The 13,261-nt window shown below is 56.3% G+C and carries 16 protein-coding genes and 1 pseudogene; 5 read left to right on the plus strand and 12 right to left on the minus strand.

What is annotated here, in order from left to right:
* Window positions 1–258 precede the first annotated feature (258 nt).
* From rpsT to mutM, 3 genes are all read right to left on the minus strand, one after another.
* Entirely contained in the window at window positions 259–522 is a 264-nt protein-coding gene (rpsT, locus tag AC07ED_RS14130) for a 30S ribosomal protein S20 (RefSeq protein ID WP_105236247.1), read from the minus strand.
* A 149-nt stretch (window positions 523–671) separates the two neighbouring features.
* Window positions 672–1,448: an enoyl-CoA hydratase gene (locus tag AC07ED_RS14135; protein ID WP_105236246.1), complete on the minus strand. Its 777-nt coding sequence runs from the start codon at window positions 1,446–1,448 to the stop codon at window positions 672–674.
* A gap of 63 nt (window positions 1,449–1,511) precedes the next feature.
* On the minus strand, window positions 1,512–2,363 hold the full coding sequence (gene mutM / locus AC07ED_RS14140; protein ID WP_105236245.1) for a bifunctional DNA-formamidopyrimidine glycosylase/DNA-(apurinic or apyrimidinic site) lyase: 852 nt from the start codon (window positions 2,361–2,363) through the stop codon (window positions 1,512–1,514).
* Between the two features lie 84 nt (window positions 2,364–2,447).
* Between mutM and ubiE the strand changes: the two genes are divergently transcribed.
* Window positions 2,448–3,200 carry a bifunctional demethylmenaquinone methyltransferase/2-methoxy-6-polyprenyl-1,4-benzoquinol methylase UbiE gene (ubiE, locus tag AC07ED_RS14145; RefSeq protein ID WP_105236244.1) on the plus strand — a complete coding sequence of 251 codons (753 nt, stop codon included), beginning with the start codon at window positions 2,448–2,450 and terminating at the stop codon, window positions 3,198–3,200.
* Window positions 3,200–4,726: a 2-polyprenylphenol 6-hydroxylase gene (gene ubiB, locus AC07ED_RS14150; protein WP_105236243.1), complete on the plus strand. Its 1,527-nt coding sequence runs from the start codon at window positions 3,200–3,202 to the stop codon at window positions 4,724–4,726. The genes ubiE and ubiB overlap by 1 nt, the downstream gene beginning before the upstream one ends.
* Here the strand turns inward: ubiB and AC07ED_RS14155 are convergent.
* Both AC07ED_RS14155 and AC07ED_RS14160 read right to left on the minus strand, forming a co-directional pair.
* Window positions 4,719–5,366, minus strand: coding sequence for a flagellar hook capping FlgD N-terminal domain-containing protein (locus AC07ED_RS14155; RefSeq protein ID WP_105236242.1), 648 nt, complete (start codon window positions 5,364–5,366; stop codon window positions 4,719–4,721). The two genes, ubiB and AC07ED_RS14155, sit on opposite strands and share 8 nt — an antisense overlap.
* 13 nt (window positions 5,367–5,379) lie before the next feature.
* Window positions 5,380–6,306: a flagellar hook-length control protein FliK gene (locus AC07ED_RS14160; protein ID WP_105236241.1), complete on the minus strand. Its 927-nt coding sequence runs from the start codon at window positions 6,304–6,306 to the stop codon at window positions 5,380–5,382.
* Between the two features lie 85 nt (window positions 6,307–6,391).
* Here AC07ED_RS14160 and AC07ED_RS14165 point away from each other — a divergent pair, with 85 nt between their 5' ends.
* The 3 genes and pseudogenes from AC07ED_RS14165 to AC07ED_RS14175 form a co-directional block, all read left to right on the plus strand.
* Window positions 6,392–6,661: a rod-binding protein gene (locus AC07ED_RS14165; RefSeq protein WP_105236441.1), complete on the plus strand. Its 270-nt coding sequence runs from the start codon at window positions 6,392–6,394 to the stop codon at window positions 6,659–6,661.
* Window positions 6,654–6,983 (plus strand): hypothetical protein, encoded by a 330-nt coding sequence (locus tag AC07ED_RS14170; RefSeq protein ID WP_105236240.1) that lies wholly within the window; start codon window positions 6,654–6,656, stop codon window positions 6,981–6,983. Before AC07ED_RS14165 ends, AC07ED_RS14170 begins: the two co-directional genes overlap by 8 nt.
* 181 nt (window positions 6,984–7,164) lie before the next feature.
* Window positions 7,165–7,302, plus strand: a pseudogene (locus AC07ED_RS14175) (flagellin N-terminal helical domain-containing protein); the annotation flags it as partial.
* Here AC07ED_RS14175 and AC07ED_RS14180 read toward each other — a convergent pair.
* The 7 genes from AC07ED_RS14180 to AC07ED_RS14210 form a co-directional block, all read right to left on the minus strand.
* Entirely contained in the window at window positions 7,245–8,558 is a 1,314-nt protein-coding gene (locus AC07ED_RS14180; RefSeq protein WP_105236239.1) for a flagellar hook protein FlgE, read from the minus strand. The pseudogene AC07ED_RS14175 and the gene AC07ED_RS14180 overlap by 58 nt on opposite strands.
* 65 nt (window positions 8,559–8,623) lie before the next feature.
* The gene (locus tag AC07ED_RS14185; protein WP_105236238.1) at window positions 8,624–9,424 is read right to left on the minus strand and encodes a flagellar motor protein MotB; all 801 of its coding nucleotides are present in this window, start codon (window positions 9,422–9,424) and stop codon (window positions 8,624–8,626) included.
* A 61-nt stretch (window positions 9,425–9,485) separates the two neighbouring features.
* Window positions 9,486–10,250, minus strand: coding sequence for an FkbM family methyltransferase (locus tag AC07ED_RS14190; RefSeq protein ID WP_245918098.1), 765 nt, complete (start codon window positions 10,248–10,250; stop codon window positions 9,486–9,488).
* Window positions 10,250–10,642 (minus strand): DUF6165 family protein, encoded by a 393-nt coding sequence (locus AC07ED_RS14195; RefSeq protein ID WP_105236237.1) that lies wholly within the window; start codon window positions 10,640–10,642, stop codon window positions 10,250–10,252. Before AC07ED_RS14195 ends, AC07ED_RS14190 begins: the two co-directional genes overlap by 1 nt.
* Window positions 10,635–11,999, minus strand: coding sequence for a tetratricopeptide repeat protein (locus AC07ED_RS14200; protein WP_105236236.1), 1,365 nt, complete (start codon window positions 11,997–11,999; stop codon window positions 10,635–10,637). Before AC07ED_RS14200 ends, AC07ED_RS14195 begins: the two co-directional genes overlap by 8 nt.
* A complete protein-coding gene (locus tag AC07ED_RS14205) occupies window positions 11,992–12,780 on the minus strand; it encodes a hypothetical protein (protein ID WP_105236235.1) in 789 nt (262 codons plus the stop codon). The genes AC07ED_RS14200 and AC07ED_RS14205 overlap by 8 nt, the downstream gene beginning before the upstream one ends.
* A 39-nt stretch (window positions 12,781–12,819) precedes the next feature.
* On the minus strand, window positions 12,820–13,110 hold the full coding sequence (locus AC07ED_RS14210; protein WP_105236234.1) for a hypothetical protein: 291 nt from the start codon (window positions 13,108–13,110) through the stop codon (window positions 12,820–12,822).
* Between the last annotated feature and the right edge of the window lie 151 nt (window positions 13,111–13,261).

The following is a 13,261-nucleotide window of genomic DNA, read 5'->3' on the forward strand; positions in this document are numbered from 1 at the left end:
TCCAGAGCAGATCCGGATGCTACAATGACATCACTTTCACCATGCTCCCCCAGGAACGATGTGAATCGCTGAGTGACACTAGCAACCTCACTCGGACCGCTTCAACACAACAACGATCTTGACTCGGACTTTGGCCAAAAAGAATCTGTTCGTTTTTTGAAAGCGCTTATAAAATTGGGGTTCGGTGGTAAGTGGGCAACAAAAAACGCGCCCCGAGAGGCGCGTTCATTTTTCGTTTTTCTACCCTAAAGGATGGAATCAGGCGATCGCTTTAACACGCGATGCAAGGCGCGACATTTTGCGCGATGCGGTGTTCTTGTGGAAGATGCCTTTGGTGACGCCACGCATCAGTTCCGGCTGAGCAGCTTTCAGAGCTGCAGCAGCTGCGTCTTTGTCGCCCGAAGCGATTGCTTCTTCGACTTTACGCAGGAATGTGCGGATGCGCGAACGGCGCATTTTGTTGATGTCAGCGCGAACAACGTTCTGACGGGCGCGTTTTTTGGACTGCGGCGTGTTTGCCATGTGCGGTTCCCCTCTCTCGGGCTAATTTGAATATCGTTCATGCAACGGAGCCCGACCGGGTTTCTGAACCGGCTGATTCTGGCCAGAGCGGGCCTCACACGCATGTATCGGGCGGCGTTTAAGGCCCGCCGCCCAAAAAGGCAAGTGTTTTAGCGGTCGCGGAACTGCGGTTCGCGCTTTTCGAGGAAGGCAGCCATGCCTTCTTTTTGGTCTTCGGTCGCAAAGAGCGAGTAGAACACTGCACGTTCGTAAGCGACGCCTTCGGAGAGCGAGGTTTCGAACGCCTTGTTCACGCAGTCCTTCGCAGCAGCAGCAGCGATCAGCGATTTCTCTGCGATCTTACCAGCGGCGGCCAGTGCTTCTTCTTTCAGCTTTTTCGCAGGAACGACGCGGGACACAAGGCCCGAACGCTCTGCTTCTTCGGCATCCATAAAGCGGCCCGTCAGGTGCATATCCATCGATTTGGATTTGCCGACGTAGCGTGACAGGCGCTGCGTGCCGCCGATACCAGCGATCACACCAAGGTTGATCTCGGGCTGGCCGAATTTAGCGTTGTCGCCTGCGATGATGAAATCGCACATCATTGCGAGTTCACAGCCACCGCCCAGCGCGTAGCCAGCAACGGCTGCGATAATCGGTTTCTTTGTGTTGTTGAAACGGTCGCTTTCGGTCGCAAAGAACTTTGCGCTGACCATATCAACGAAGGATTTTTCCGACATTTCGGAGATGTCAGCACCAGCGGCAAATGCCTTTTCTGAACCAGTGATGACGATGCAGCGGACCTTCTCGTTTTCATCAGCGGCTTCGAGTGCATCGCACAGTTCGCCGAGAAGTTTCGAGTTCAGCGCATTGAGAGCCTCGGGACGGTTCAGGGTTATCAGTGCGACGTATCCCTGAACGTCGACGATGATGGTCTCATAAGCCATGTGCAGCCTCTGTTATCATTTTCACAGGACCAACTGCTTAACAAAGCTGTGACATCGATCAAGCTATCTTTGGCATTGCGGACAATAGAAAGTTGAGCGTCCTGACTGTACGAATCGATGAATGACGTTAGGGCATCCCTCTGTTTTGCAAGGGTTTCCTTCCTGATCGTAGACGCGGAACGTATGCTGAAAATATCCCAGTTCTCCATCGGCTTGACGGTGGTCTTTGAGCGAAGAACCGCCTGCTTCTATCGCCTCAGAGAGGACTTCGCGGATGATCGGGACAAGCGATGCGATACGAGCGGCAGAAATTTGGCCTGCTTTGCGCTTTGGGTTGATGCCTGCGCGATAAAGAACCTCGCAGACGTATATATTCCCTAATCCAGCAACGATTCCCTGATCGAGGAGGGTCGTTTTGATGGGCGAATTCTTTCCCCTGAGTCGCTCGGTCAGGTAGTGTTCGTTGAAGCTGTTGGAAAACGGCTCTGGCCCGATGTCCCGCAACAACCAGTGGTCGTCGGCCTTAGCCGTCTCCATCAGATCCATCGCGCCGAACCGACGGGCGTCGTTAAAGGTCACGCGCGCACCGTTCGCCATATCAAAGACAACGTGATCGTGTTTCGCAGGCACGGGGTGCGGGTGGTGGAATTCGCCGATGGTGACGCCAGAGACGGTCATGCGCCCCGACATCCCGAGGTGAATCAGTAGCGTTTCTCCACTATCAAGGTCCGCGAGGATGTATTTGGACCGCCTGCGCAGGGCATTGATCCGCTTGCCTGTTAGACGATCCGCCATATTTTCGGGGAACGGCCAACGCAGGTCGGGACGGTTGACCGAGGCTTTGGCGATGATTTCGCCTTCCATCGCGGGTTGCAGGCCGCGGCGGACTGTCTCTACCTCTGGCAATTCGGGCATGGCGTGCTTCCTATCTGCGGGGGTCCAGTGTATGCCCCAATTGACCCCTAAAGATGTGACGCAAGCACGAGGACGGCAAGTGCCATGACCGAGACACCAGAAAACACCACCCACTTTGGTTTCGAAACCGTGCGGGAAGACGAAAAAGCAGGCCGCGTGCAGGGCGTGTTTACTTCGGTCGCGTCGAAATATGACATTATGAATGACGTGATGAGCGTCGGCATCCACCGCGTTTGGAAAGACGCGATGATGGATTGGCTGGCCCCGCGTCCGGAACAAAAGCTGTTGGACGTTGCAGGCGGGACAGGCGACATTTCGTTCCGTTTCCTGAAGCGGGCTGGCAGCGGACATTCGACGGTGCTCGACCTCACGGAATCGATGCTGGTGGCTGGGCGTCAGCGGGCCGAGGCGGACGATATGGCCGATAGCCTCGATTGGGTTGTGGGCGACGCGATGAAGCTGCCGTTCCCCGACAATACGTTCGACGTTTACACGATCAGCTTTGGCATCCGTAACGTGACCCGCCCCCAAGAGGCGCTCAATGAGGCTTATCGCGTGTTGCGCCCAGGTGGTCGCCTGATGGTGCTGGAGTTCAGCCAGCTACCGAACCCGATGATGCAAAAGGCCTACGACCTCTATTCGTTCAACGTCATTCCGCGCATGGGCCAACTGATCGCGAATGATCGGGACAGCTACCAATACCTCGTCGAATCGATCCGAAAGTTCCCTGATCAGGACACGTTCCTATCGATGGTGAAAAAGGCAGGGTTCGAGAACGCGAAGTATCGCAACCTGTCGCTGGGCATCGCAGCGCTGCATTCGGGGTGGAAAATCTGATGCGCGGTCCTCACAACATTTGGCGGCTTGTCCGTACGGGTGCCACGCTGGAACGCGCGGGCGCTATGAATGTCGTTCTAGATGCGTTTGAGGCTGGGCCGTTGCTGCGGTTCACGGCGCGGACGCTGGCGTTGCCGTTTCGCTGGCTGGGCTACCGTGGCGATGCGTCTTTGCCGCCGACGACGCGAGCGCTGACGGCGCTGGGGCCTGCATATATCAAATTCGGTCAGATCCTTTCGACGCGTCCTGACGTAGTGGGCGACGACCTCGCACGGGAACTACGCGTGTTGCAGGACCAGTTGCCCGCGTTTTCGGTCGATATCGCGAAACGCGAGGTCGAGCACGAGCTGGGCATTTCTGTCGATGAAGTATTCGCCAGCTTTTCCGAACCCGTTGCCGCCGCATCGCTCGCGCAGGTTCACAAGGCCATACTGCGGTCGACGGGTGAAGAAGTCGCCGTAAAGGTTCTGCGCCCCGGCGTGGAAAAGGCGTTCCGCAAGGATATCGACGCCTTCTACTTTGCCGCCAATATGATCGAGTTTCTGTCGCGCAAATCCCGCCGTCTGCGCCCGATTGAGGTGATCGAACATTTCGACGGTGTTGTGCGTGGCGAGTTGGACCTCAGGCTCGAGAGCGCGTCGGCCTCTGAATTTGCGGCGAACACCGAAGCCGACGAGGGCTTTACCGTTCCGCGCGTGAATTGGCAGTTGTCGGCGCGGCGCGTGATGACGCTTCAGTGGGCTGAGGGCACCAATATGGGTGACAACGCGGCGCTGGATGCTGCAGGTCACGACCGCAATGCGCTGGCGACCCGCGTGCTGCAAATTTTCCTGAGCCAAGCACTGCGCGATGGTCTGTTCCACGGTGATATGCATCAGGGCAACCTCAAGGTCGCGGCGAACGGCGACATTATTGCTTATGATTTTGGGATCATGGGCAGCATTGATGAATATACGCGTCGTGTATACGCAGAAATCCTCTACGGGTTCATCAAACGCGACTATAAACGCGTGGCCGAAGTGCATTTTGAAGCGGGATATGTCCCTGCAAATCAAGATGTTGATGAATTCGCGCGTGCGCTGCGTGCGGTCGGGGAGCCGATCTTTGGCATGGATGCGAGCCGCATTTCGATGGCGCGCCTGTTGTCCTACCTCTTTGAAGTGACCGAACGGTTCGGGATGCAAACCCGCACCGAGCTGATCCTTTTGCAGCGCACGATGGTCGTTGTCGAAGGCGTTGCGCGGTCGCTCAATCCGAACGTCGATATCTGGGCTGATGCCCGTCCTGTCGTCGAGTCCTACATTAAGAACGCGATCGGACCCAAGGCGGTCATGCGAGACCTCATACGGACGGCGCGGGTCCTGTCCCGCTTTGGTCCGCGCCTTCCAGAAATGGCCGAGGCCGCACTGGTGCGTCAGGGTAAAAACTTTGGCGAAGAGGAAGAAGTGCGCAGCACCTCTGCTCTCTGGGCGATTGCGGGCGCGGCTGTCGTTGGGGCGGCTTGGGTCGCGACACTGTTCATCTAGCACGCAGGGCGGTGACGGTTGCGACCGGCACCTCCGCCCCGTTTTCAAGGACCAGCACGGTTGCACCAGATTCGGTGCGGACTTCGGCTACGGTGCCGTAAACGCTCGCGTGTGTGGTCGCGATGAGGGTGTCCGATTGATAACTCTCAACATAGAAACCGTAGTCGCCAGAGGTCATCGGCGACCCGTAGTCATCAACCCCCGCCCAGGTCACGGTGCCCGAGGTCGGATCAATGGCGATGCGTTGCACTTCGGCCCCGTAACTGTTCACCACGACCAAATCGGCAGAGTCCGCTCCAGCGTCGACCGATGTCGTGACCGAAATGGGCGTTCCGTCGAAGTGCGCTGTGGTCGGCGCCCTGACGTCTTGACCGATCCATGCGCCCATGTCGGATATCGCGGAGGATGACATAACGGCCATCAACTGCGCCAAGAGGTCGTTGGTTTTGACCTGCTGTTCGACTGACGAAAAGGTCGCCAATTGCACGGCGTAATCCGACGGATCGGTTGGGTTTAGCGGGTCCTGATTCTGCATCTGGACTGTCAGCATGTTCAAGAACGTCTCGAAATCCGAGCTGATCGCGGATGACGAGGTGGGTGCCGTCGTGGTTGTCGTTGATATCGTTGCAGTCACATCCATTTTATCATCCTTTTCAGAGCCTTATGTCGACGCCGCTCGATACGATTTGCTGCGTGGGAGTTGGGTCGTCGGGAGGGACTTCGACGAGGATTTGCATCGGTTTAGGGGTCTCTTTGGGTGAGTTTCGCCCGCCTTCGTCCGCGAACCCCAGATCGACGGATTGGAAGCCAAGCGACCGAAATTCCTGCTGCAACACGTCCAAATGCCGCCGCATAAGGTCAGAGGTTTCAGGTCGTTCCGCAGCGATCACAATTTGAACGGTTTGATCCGTCACGGTCATGTGCAGCCGCACGCGGCCTAGTTCTTCGGGGTCCAGTGCAATTTCGGTGGTGCCGCTGTCATCGTTGGCGACCGAAACCACAATCTGTTCGGCAATGCGTTGAACGGTTTGCGCAGGGATGAGGATCGGTTTGGGCGCCGTGATCGGAATTGGATCAATCGGATGATATGGCAGCGGAAATGTGGGTGTTTGGTCGATCGGAGGTGGTGTCGAAATGAGAGTAGAGCGATGCTCTATATCTTCCATCATTTCGGGTTCAGTTGCTTTCACCGAAACAAGTTGCACCGCGTCCGTCCGTGTTGGAGGAGCCGTCGACACCTGCGCATCGGGACCGTCAGATTCGCGTTCCACTTCGGCCACAGGCGCAATCGGTTGCTTCGGTTCGACCGTAAAGTCACGATCCACCTCATCCGCTGGCGCCATCGGTTGTTCTGGCTGGGGCACAAAGACCCGAGCCACAACGGGGACCGATATGACCTCCCACTCAGGCGCGATCATTTCGGTGCCAACCTCCAATTCAGGCTCCTCTGTCTCGACCTCAGTGATCTCCTGCAATACCCTCGCGAAATCGGGCAGCTCTTGCGGCATTGCCTCTGCAGATTCGACGGGAATCTGGGGCAAAATCGGCAGAGCGCAGATGAGATCGGGTTGAAGCATCATGGGTCGGGTTTAGCGCCCGATGCTTACCGAATCTTTACCGCCATCGATTTATTTCATCCCCGAAACCCAAGGATCGGAGGTGCCGATGATCCCCCTTTTGACCGAACAGCCCAACGCCGTTAGTTCGACCTCGCAATTGCGAACGGTCGCCAACGAAATGGAAACCGCGTTTTTGGCAGAAATGCTGAAATATTCGGGACTTGGCGACACGTCGGGCGCCTTTGGTGCGGGCGCAGGAGGTGAACATTTCGCGTCGTTCCTGCGCGAAGAACAGGCCCGAATTATGGTCGAAGGCGGCGGGATCGGCCTCTCGGAATCGATCTTTCGCGCCCTTTCGGAGAGAGCCCATGACTGACCAGACACAACACGCATTGGACCTGCTGGATCAAGCGCGACAGGCCACTTTATGCGGTGATTATCGTGCTTTGGATCAGCTGTCGGCGCCCTTGCAGGCAATCACCGAAAAGGCCAGCACAGATGCCGCTTTTGCAGCGGCTATTCGACCAGCAGCAGAGAGAAATGCGCGGCTGTTACAGATGGCGCTGAACGGGATTGAGAACGTGCGAAAACGGCTCGTTGATCAGAAACAGCAGATGGCGAACTTCGGGACCTATGACGCGGCTGGGCACCATGCCGTTCACGTGATGCGGCCTGAAGCCCTGCAACAAAAGATCTAATTTGAACGATTTTTGAGGCGGCGATTAGGACTTCGTTAGCCGACTCTGCCCAAGGTGGCCTCACATCCGAAATGGATTGTCGGGCCTGACCTGACCCCCGTCAGAACGACGATTTCTCCGGCCGGAATGGCCATTGAACTCACGGCGCAAAAGCGCCCCTCCATGAAAAGGACTCGCACACATGTCGAGCATTCTGACGAACAACGGCGCAATGGTTGCGCTGAACACTTTGAAATCGATCAACAGCAACCTGTCCAAGGTTCAGGACACCATTTCCACGGGTAAAGAAGTCAATTCGGCCAAGGACAACGCCACGGTTTGTATGACCTTAGCGTTCGACGAATAGGCACGCTGGGTTTGGATCAGTTCGGTCAATTCACCCGCCACATCGGTCGAGGATTCCTCGCGTGCATAGGCCACGATGTCACCCGTCGGACCATCACCTGCGTCCCAAAGGAAGAATGATCCGCTGTCGGGGGTGGGTCGGTAGCTTTGGTAATCGAGGGATTCGAGGCCGTTGATATTGGACACGTCAACGAGCGGGATTTGGTAAATCACTCGCGTGATTCCGATGTCAAAGGCGGCAGAGACAAAGCCGTTCGCATCGACTTCGATGGAGGTCATATTGCCGACAGGGGTTCCATTTTTCGACACTGATACTGGCTGAAACGCGTCAGAAAGTTGGGTCAGACCACCAGAGGTGCCCAGAATACCAAGGTTTAGATCCATTGGCCCGCCGTTCACGTTCAGGCTGATGTAACCGTCGGTCCCATCGTAAGCGCCACCCGTAACGGGCGTGACTGATTTCAGCGTTCCGCCCGCGCCGCGCGTGTCGTCGAAGGTCAGGTTATATTCACCCACAATCGCATTGGCAGAGGCGCTGTCGCGCACAACCATTGTCCATGAATTGGACGAGCCGCTCGCAGGTACAATCGGCACGAACTCGATCGTTAGGCTCTCTGATTTGCCCAGGTTGTCGAAGTATTCGACCGATAGTTCTTCGGTCTCTCCGACGGCTGAGGAGTCGGTTGAAGTCGCGGGCAGGTTCACCGCAAGATCGACATAGGTCGTCGCCTCGCCCGCGAATTGGTTCGTGTTGATTTTGACAGGTTCCAACCCGTCCGCTGTGTCGCGCGGATAGGTCGGAATGGTGCCGTCAGTGTTAGCGGGCCAGCCCATGAGAATCAGCCCGCTGGACGTTGTGAGATACCCGCGATCATCGGTGCTAAACGACCCTGTCGTGGTCAGCATCATCGGGTGATCACCGTTGTCGACATTCACCGAGGCTTCGGTCGTGACGGGCAACATGCCGCGCCCACGAACGGCTAAATCAGTCGCGCTCGACGTGGAAACAAGTGCGCCGCGCTGGTCGATCAAACGCGTGTTCGTCGTGCGCACACCACCAGCGGAATAAGTGCCTGTGCCCGTTTCAATCACCATGGAATGAAAGTCGGTCACGGCGCGTTTGTAGCCATAGGTCGAAGAGTTCGCGATGTTGTCAGAGATCGCAGCCAGACGGGTCGCGTTCGCGGCCAAACCAGCAACGGAAGCATTAAGCGAAGATGAAATCGTCATACGGAGCCTTTCTGCATCGGGGACGATGATTTCAGGCAGAATACCCGCCACCTCTTAACAGTCGCCTAACGCAGCGGACCGCGGAGTAAGATGACCTCGAGCCGATTGTTCCGCAGGGCTGTCGGTATCGGATCCGCTGGTTCGCGATCCGCATGACCCGTCACACGGCGGAGTCGTTCTGGCGGCAAACCTGCCCCTTCGAGTAGGGTTCGGAATATGGCAGCATGATCGGTCGACAACTGCCACACGGGATTGTCTGCGATGACCAGCGGACGCGCCGCGACATGACCCTCGATTGCGATTCCGTTGGTCACCATCGTCGCAACGCGAGCGATGACCTTTGCGAGGTCTTGTGTTGTCTCTGACGGGTTCACACCATCGAACAATGGCGCGTCGGGTACATCGAAGAGTTCGATGACAAGGCCCTCGTCGGTGATGCGGGTTACGACGTGGCGCATCATGCGGTCGGATAGTAGAACCTCACCGCCTTGACCGATCAGGATGGATTCGAGTTCCTCTAGCGCAGCCACATCGGGCGGCACGGCGCCGCCATCCCCGCCTAGGTCAGGCGTGCCACCGTCACCTGATTTGATAAACGTATCGCGTGTCGCGATGTCTACGCCGCCAAACATCCCCTCGCCGCCCGCAGACACCTGACTGAGCGGGATCGAGGGTGCGAAGTAATCCGCGAGTCCCGTGCGTTGCTGTTCTGACGTAGAGTTCAGAAGCCACATCAGCATAAAGAACGCCATCATCGCGGTCACAAAATCTGCGTAGGCAACCTTCCAAGCGCCGCCGTGATGACCGCCACCGGCCACGACCTTTTTGCGCTTGATGATCACCGGCGCGTTCGATTGAACTGCCATCTCATCCACCTTTATTCACCCGCAATCAGGGCTAAGGGGAGAGGTTTAACAGGTCGTAAATTCAGGACCGGCGACGGTAGAGTTCATCAGGGCCTGCGAATTCGATCAGATCGTAGCCGTTCGCACGCATGATATCGGCAATCTCGGTGGTCTTGGAGTTGTTCTCAATCGACCAAAACGCGACCCGATGATGATCAAAGGGAAACGCCTTTAAAACAGCGACTTCGCCGCCCTCAATATCCAGAGAAATGAAGTCGGGATGAGGGATGTCGCTCTCGGTCAAAATACGGGACAGGGTGCGCGTCTCAACGGTGACCAATTCTTCGGCGTGACGGGGGTCATCGCGGACAGTTTGAAGCAAATCTTCATCATATAAATCGGCAAGCCCGCTCATCTGCGTGAAGCCGCGTGTCACCGCGATAAACGATGCGGTGCCGTCTGTTGGGGCCACGGCCACCTCGACGCAGGGACACTTCCGTGCAATCCGCGCCTTTGCGATCTGGGACGCAACGGGTTCGACCAGAACCCCTGTCCACCCGCGGATTTGTTCAAAGAACAGAGAATTCGACCCTGTTACGCCGTCATAGCCGCCCACATCGACAAAGGTTCCGCCTGTTTTATGGTCCAGCAAACGGTCAATAACCCAGTCCTGACCCGCCTGCGACATGTAGTGATATGTCGGATCAGAGGCGCGGCGCAGTTGATGCAATTCTCGTAAAATCGCACCCCGTTTGCGGGTCTTTTCGGCGACTAAAAGACCGTTCAACTCGGCCTGCAATTGGGCGATTTCGGTTTTTACAGTGCGTAGGCGGCTATCAATCGTCACTATGGCACCTCGAAGTAGGATTTTTCCTCAACGATGGCCGAGCCAAGCAGTAGGTTGATCTGTTTCTTAACCGCCGCCCGACGGTCATTGGTTTGATACACGGCACGAGCAAGTCGGATGAACTCTGCGCCGAAATCCTGACGAGATTCACATTCGCGGATGTCATCTTCGATAACCCAAAGGCTCGCGTTAATCTGGTAAAGTGTTTCCCACAAAAGTCCCAATTTCTTGGACTCGGGCAGAGCCTGATCAGCGATGTCTTGCAGAACTTTGCGCTCATGGGCGACATTCGTAAGCTTTGCCGCATCCAAGATACGTTCGGATTTCAGGCGGAGAATGGTCAGTTTGTCGATCAATTCACCCGGCGCAGTCGGAACCAAAATATCATCCATGTGCTGCTACCTTCCGTTCCAATTCGACCCTAACACGGCCCATAACTTCATCCCATTTCAGCGCCTCTTGTTGTCTGAACAACCGCATCGTCGGATACCAAGGCGTGGTGTCCCCGCTGTGCCGATAGACCCAAAACGCATCGGAATGCAGAACCACCCATGTCGGCAAACCCAGCGATCCCGCGATATGCGCGGTGGCCGTGTCTGACGAAATGATCAGGTCCATCTCCTCCATCGTCGCTGCGCAATCGGCAAAGTCCCTGTCCGATGACGCCGCATCCACGATCAAACCCGCGCTTCCGTCAGCGTAAAAGGCATCGATCATCGGACCCTTGTAGAGCGAAAACAACTGTACAGATTTTACATCCGCTAGGGGTAAGAAGTCAGTGTGACTAAATGACCGAAACGCGTTGGCCTTATAGGTGACGGAGCCCGTCCAGACGACGCCGACCTTGAATTTATCGCGATATGGCGCGGTGATGGCACGGGCGCGAATGCGGGAATCTTCGGGGATCGATAGCTGGGTCGGGTGACGCAGATCGGCATCCGTTTTCAACGCGATACCACCCAAGTCCATCATATTGATCCAGTAGTCGGCTTCGGACTTTGCGTTGATCGAACTGACGACACGATCCGCACCCGGAAGGCCATGGAAAAGACGGAACAGAGGTTTTTCAGCCAAAACAGTGACTGTTTTTGCACCCAGACGTTTCAGATCAGGCAGGTGACGCGCCATCAAAACGCAATCGCCAAATCCTTGCTCTGGCAGAACAAGGATCGTTTTGCCGTCGAGAGGTTCGCCCTTCCATTCGGGAAACGACAAGTCACGCTTTGTGAGCTCGCCCAAGTCCCAACGCGCCTTGTAGAGATCGAAGGCCTTTTCATAGTCGCCCAGCGCAAGTGCTGACATGGCCGCTTGAAGCGACATGTCGTGATAGTCGGGAAACTGAGGGATCAGGGGAGAGAGATAATCGACAGCTTCTTCGTAACGCCCCATTCCGCGCAAACACCGCCCGATGAGGGAATGCTGTTCAGGCAGGTTAGGGTCTTCAGCGAGCAGCAGTTTCCGCAATGCGATCGACTCTTCGTATTTGCCGAGGTCCGACAAGATATTCGCAAAGTTCGCCCGCACGACCGTGCTTTCGGGGTCGATGGCATAGGCGCGCCGATGTGCCCGTTCTGCGTTGTGATACTGTTTGATCCGCCGCAACAGAGCGCCGTAGTTCGACCACATCTGGGCGTCGTCGGGCCGCGCCGCGAGATAGTCTGCATAGTCTCGCAAAGCCGTATCCAGCTTGCCCGATTGATGGGCGCTGATCGCTGCAGAGCGGATCTCTCTGGCGGTCCGTTCAGTCATCTGTTTTGCGGCGCTTCACGGGTTTGATCAGCGTATCGGGGCGCACCTCTTCGGCGCGTTCAAACAGGCTAAACGTCTGGTTCACAAAGTTCACAGCGCCCGACACGAAATCAACGTAATCGGCCAGTTCTTTGGTCAATTCAGTCTCTACCAAGGCGACACCGCGGTCGGGCGTGGCGGCTTCGAACATGACGTAGAACAGGGGATCGCCGCGATTGATCTTGAGCGGCTTTGACGTGTCGTGCCATTCAAAGGCCCACATCAACGGGCGCGGCCACACATTAATGGGGAACCGCCCGCCAAAGATCGTGCCCGGCCAAGGGTCCTTTTGGTAATGCATAAACGGCGCAAGCTGGGTCGCATAAACGGGTTCGTCCGCGACCAAGACATAGGGCAGCGACAGTTGGATGGTCGGCACGTTTGGATGCCGCCATTCCTTTTCAGAGGTCACATGGAGGTGCTGGCTAATCTTATTCGCCCGAACGGGGCTAAGATCGCCGTTCAGGTTGCGCAGCCCAGGTTTGCCGTCCTTGTCCCGCACGAATTGCAGGTGCAGGTCGAACGGAGCGCGGAATACGAAATACCTGCTCTCCATGTTGATCACAGCGGGGCAGCGTGACGCAGATTTGGCGTGGGTCTTATTCTTTTCCGTGCTGCGGAACCGTTCGGGCGGATAGAAAATCACACCCGCCTTTTGTGAATTCAGGAACCATCCAACGGTCACCGGACCTTTGTTCTCTGGCAAACCGGGTGCGTTCTCGAACTTGACCGAAAATTCCATTCTCGTCGTCCTATGGGCGCAGTTAACGCTGCGCTATTGTTATACGTCAGGTGTCGCAGCGAGCCGCGCTTGAGCCTCTGCGTTACAGACCCGCTTTCCGTCACGGCCATAAAGCGGGAAACCTGTGGGCGGCTCTGAAACCTCAATCGAATAAGCGTAGCAGCCATCAGCGGCCAAAAAGACGATCGCAGGCGGCACACCTTCAGGCAGAGCCGCGATAATCTCTGGCGGATAGATCGGTTGACCGTTCTCATCTAAGGGAAAGTCGCTCATCACGCAGGCGGAGAGAGAGGTGCAGGCGAACAGCACAAAAGCAAACACACGGGTCATAATAAATCGTCCGGTTGTATTCAGTTACATCTAGTTAACCCCCAAGCAACCAATTGGTCCAAGGGAAAGTAAACCAATGTCCCACCGAAACGCTGATTTTCCGTTTCAATTCGCGTTGACTAGGGGTCATATAGGTAACGAGGATCTTAAG

It is taken from the genome of Aestuarium zhoushanense, assembly GCF_056431045.1.

What these genes read in the sequence shown, in the direction of transcription:
- AC07ED_RS14160 (WP_105236241.1), bottom strand. Translation starts at nt 6,306, where the DNA reads ATGATGCTTCAACCCGATCTCATCTGCGCTCTGCCGATTTTGCCCCAG.
- rpsT (WP_105236247.1), bottom strand. Translation starts at nt 522, where the DNA reads ATGGCAAACACGCCGCAGTCCAAAAAACGCGCCCGTCAGAACGTTGTT.
- ubiB (WP_105236243.1), top strand. Translation starts at nt 3,200, where the DNA reads ATGCGCGGTCCTCACAACATTTGGCGGCTTGTCCGTACGGGTGCCACG.
- AC07ED_RS14155 (WP_105236242.1), bottom strand. Translation starts at nt 5,366, where the DNA reads ATGGATGTGACTGCAACGATATCAACGACAACCACGACGGCACCCACC.
- AC07ED_RS14195 (WP_105236237.1), bottom strand. Translation starts at nt 10,642, where the DNA reads ATGGATGATATTTTGGTTCCGACTGCGCCGGGTGAATTGATCGACAAA.
- AC07ED_RS14135 (WP_105236246.1), bottom strand. Translation starts at nt 1,448, where the DNA reads ATGGCTTATGAGACCATCATCGTCGACGTTCAGGGATACGTCGCACTG.
- AC07ED_RS14210 (WP_105236234.1), bottom strand. Translation starts at nt 13,110, where the DNA reads ATGACCCGTGTGTTTGCTTTTGTGCTGTTCGCCTGCACCTCTCTCTCC.
- AC07ED_RS14200 (WP_105236236.1), bottom strand. Translation starts at nt 11,999, where the DNA reads ATGACTGAACGGACCGCCAGAGAGATCCGCTCTGCAGCGATCAGCGCC.
- ubiE (WP_105236244.1), top strand. Translation starts at nt 2,448, where the DNA reads ATGACCGAGACACCAGAAAACACCACCCACTTTGGTTTCGAAACCGTG.
- AC07ED_RS14165 (WP_105236441.1), top strand. Translation starts at nt 6,392, where the DNA reads ATGATCCCCCTTTTGACCGAACAGCCCAACGCCGTTAGTTCGACCTCG.
- mutM (WP_105236245.1), bottom strand. Translation starts at nt 2,363, where the DNA reads ATGCCCGAATTGCCAGAGGTAGAGACAGTCCGCCGCGGCCTGCAACCC.
- AC07ED_RS14180 (WP_105236239.1), bottom strand. Translation starts at nt 8,558, where the DNA reads ATGACGATTTCATCTTCGCTTAATGCTTCCGTTGCTGGTTTGGCCGCG.
- AC07ED_RS14205 (WP_105236235.1), bottom strand. Translation starts at nt 12,780, where the DNA reads ATGGAATTTTCGGTCAAGTTCGAGAACGCACCCGGTTTGCCAGAGAAC.
- AC07ED_RS14170 (WP_105236240.1), top strand. Translation starts at nt 6,654, where the DNA reads ATGACTGACCAGACACAACACGCATTGGACCTGCTGGATCAAGCGCGA.
- AC07ED_RS14185 (WP_105236238.1), bottom strand. Translation starts at nt 9,424, where the DNA reads ATGGCAGTTCAATCGAACGCGCCGGTGATCATCAAGCGCAAAAAGGTC.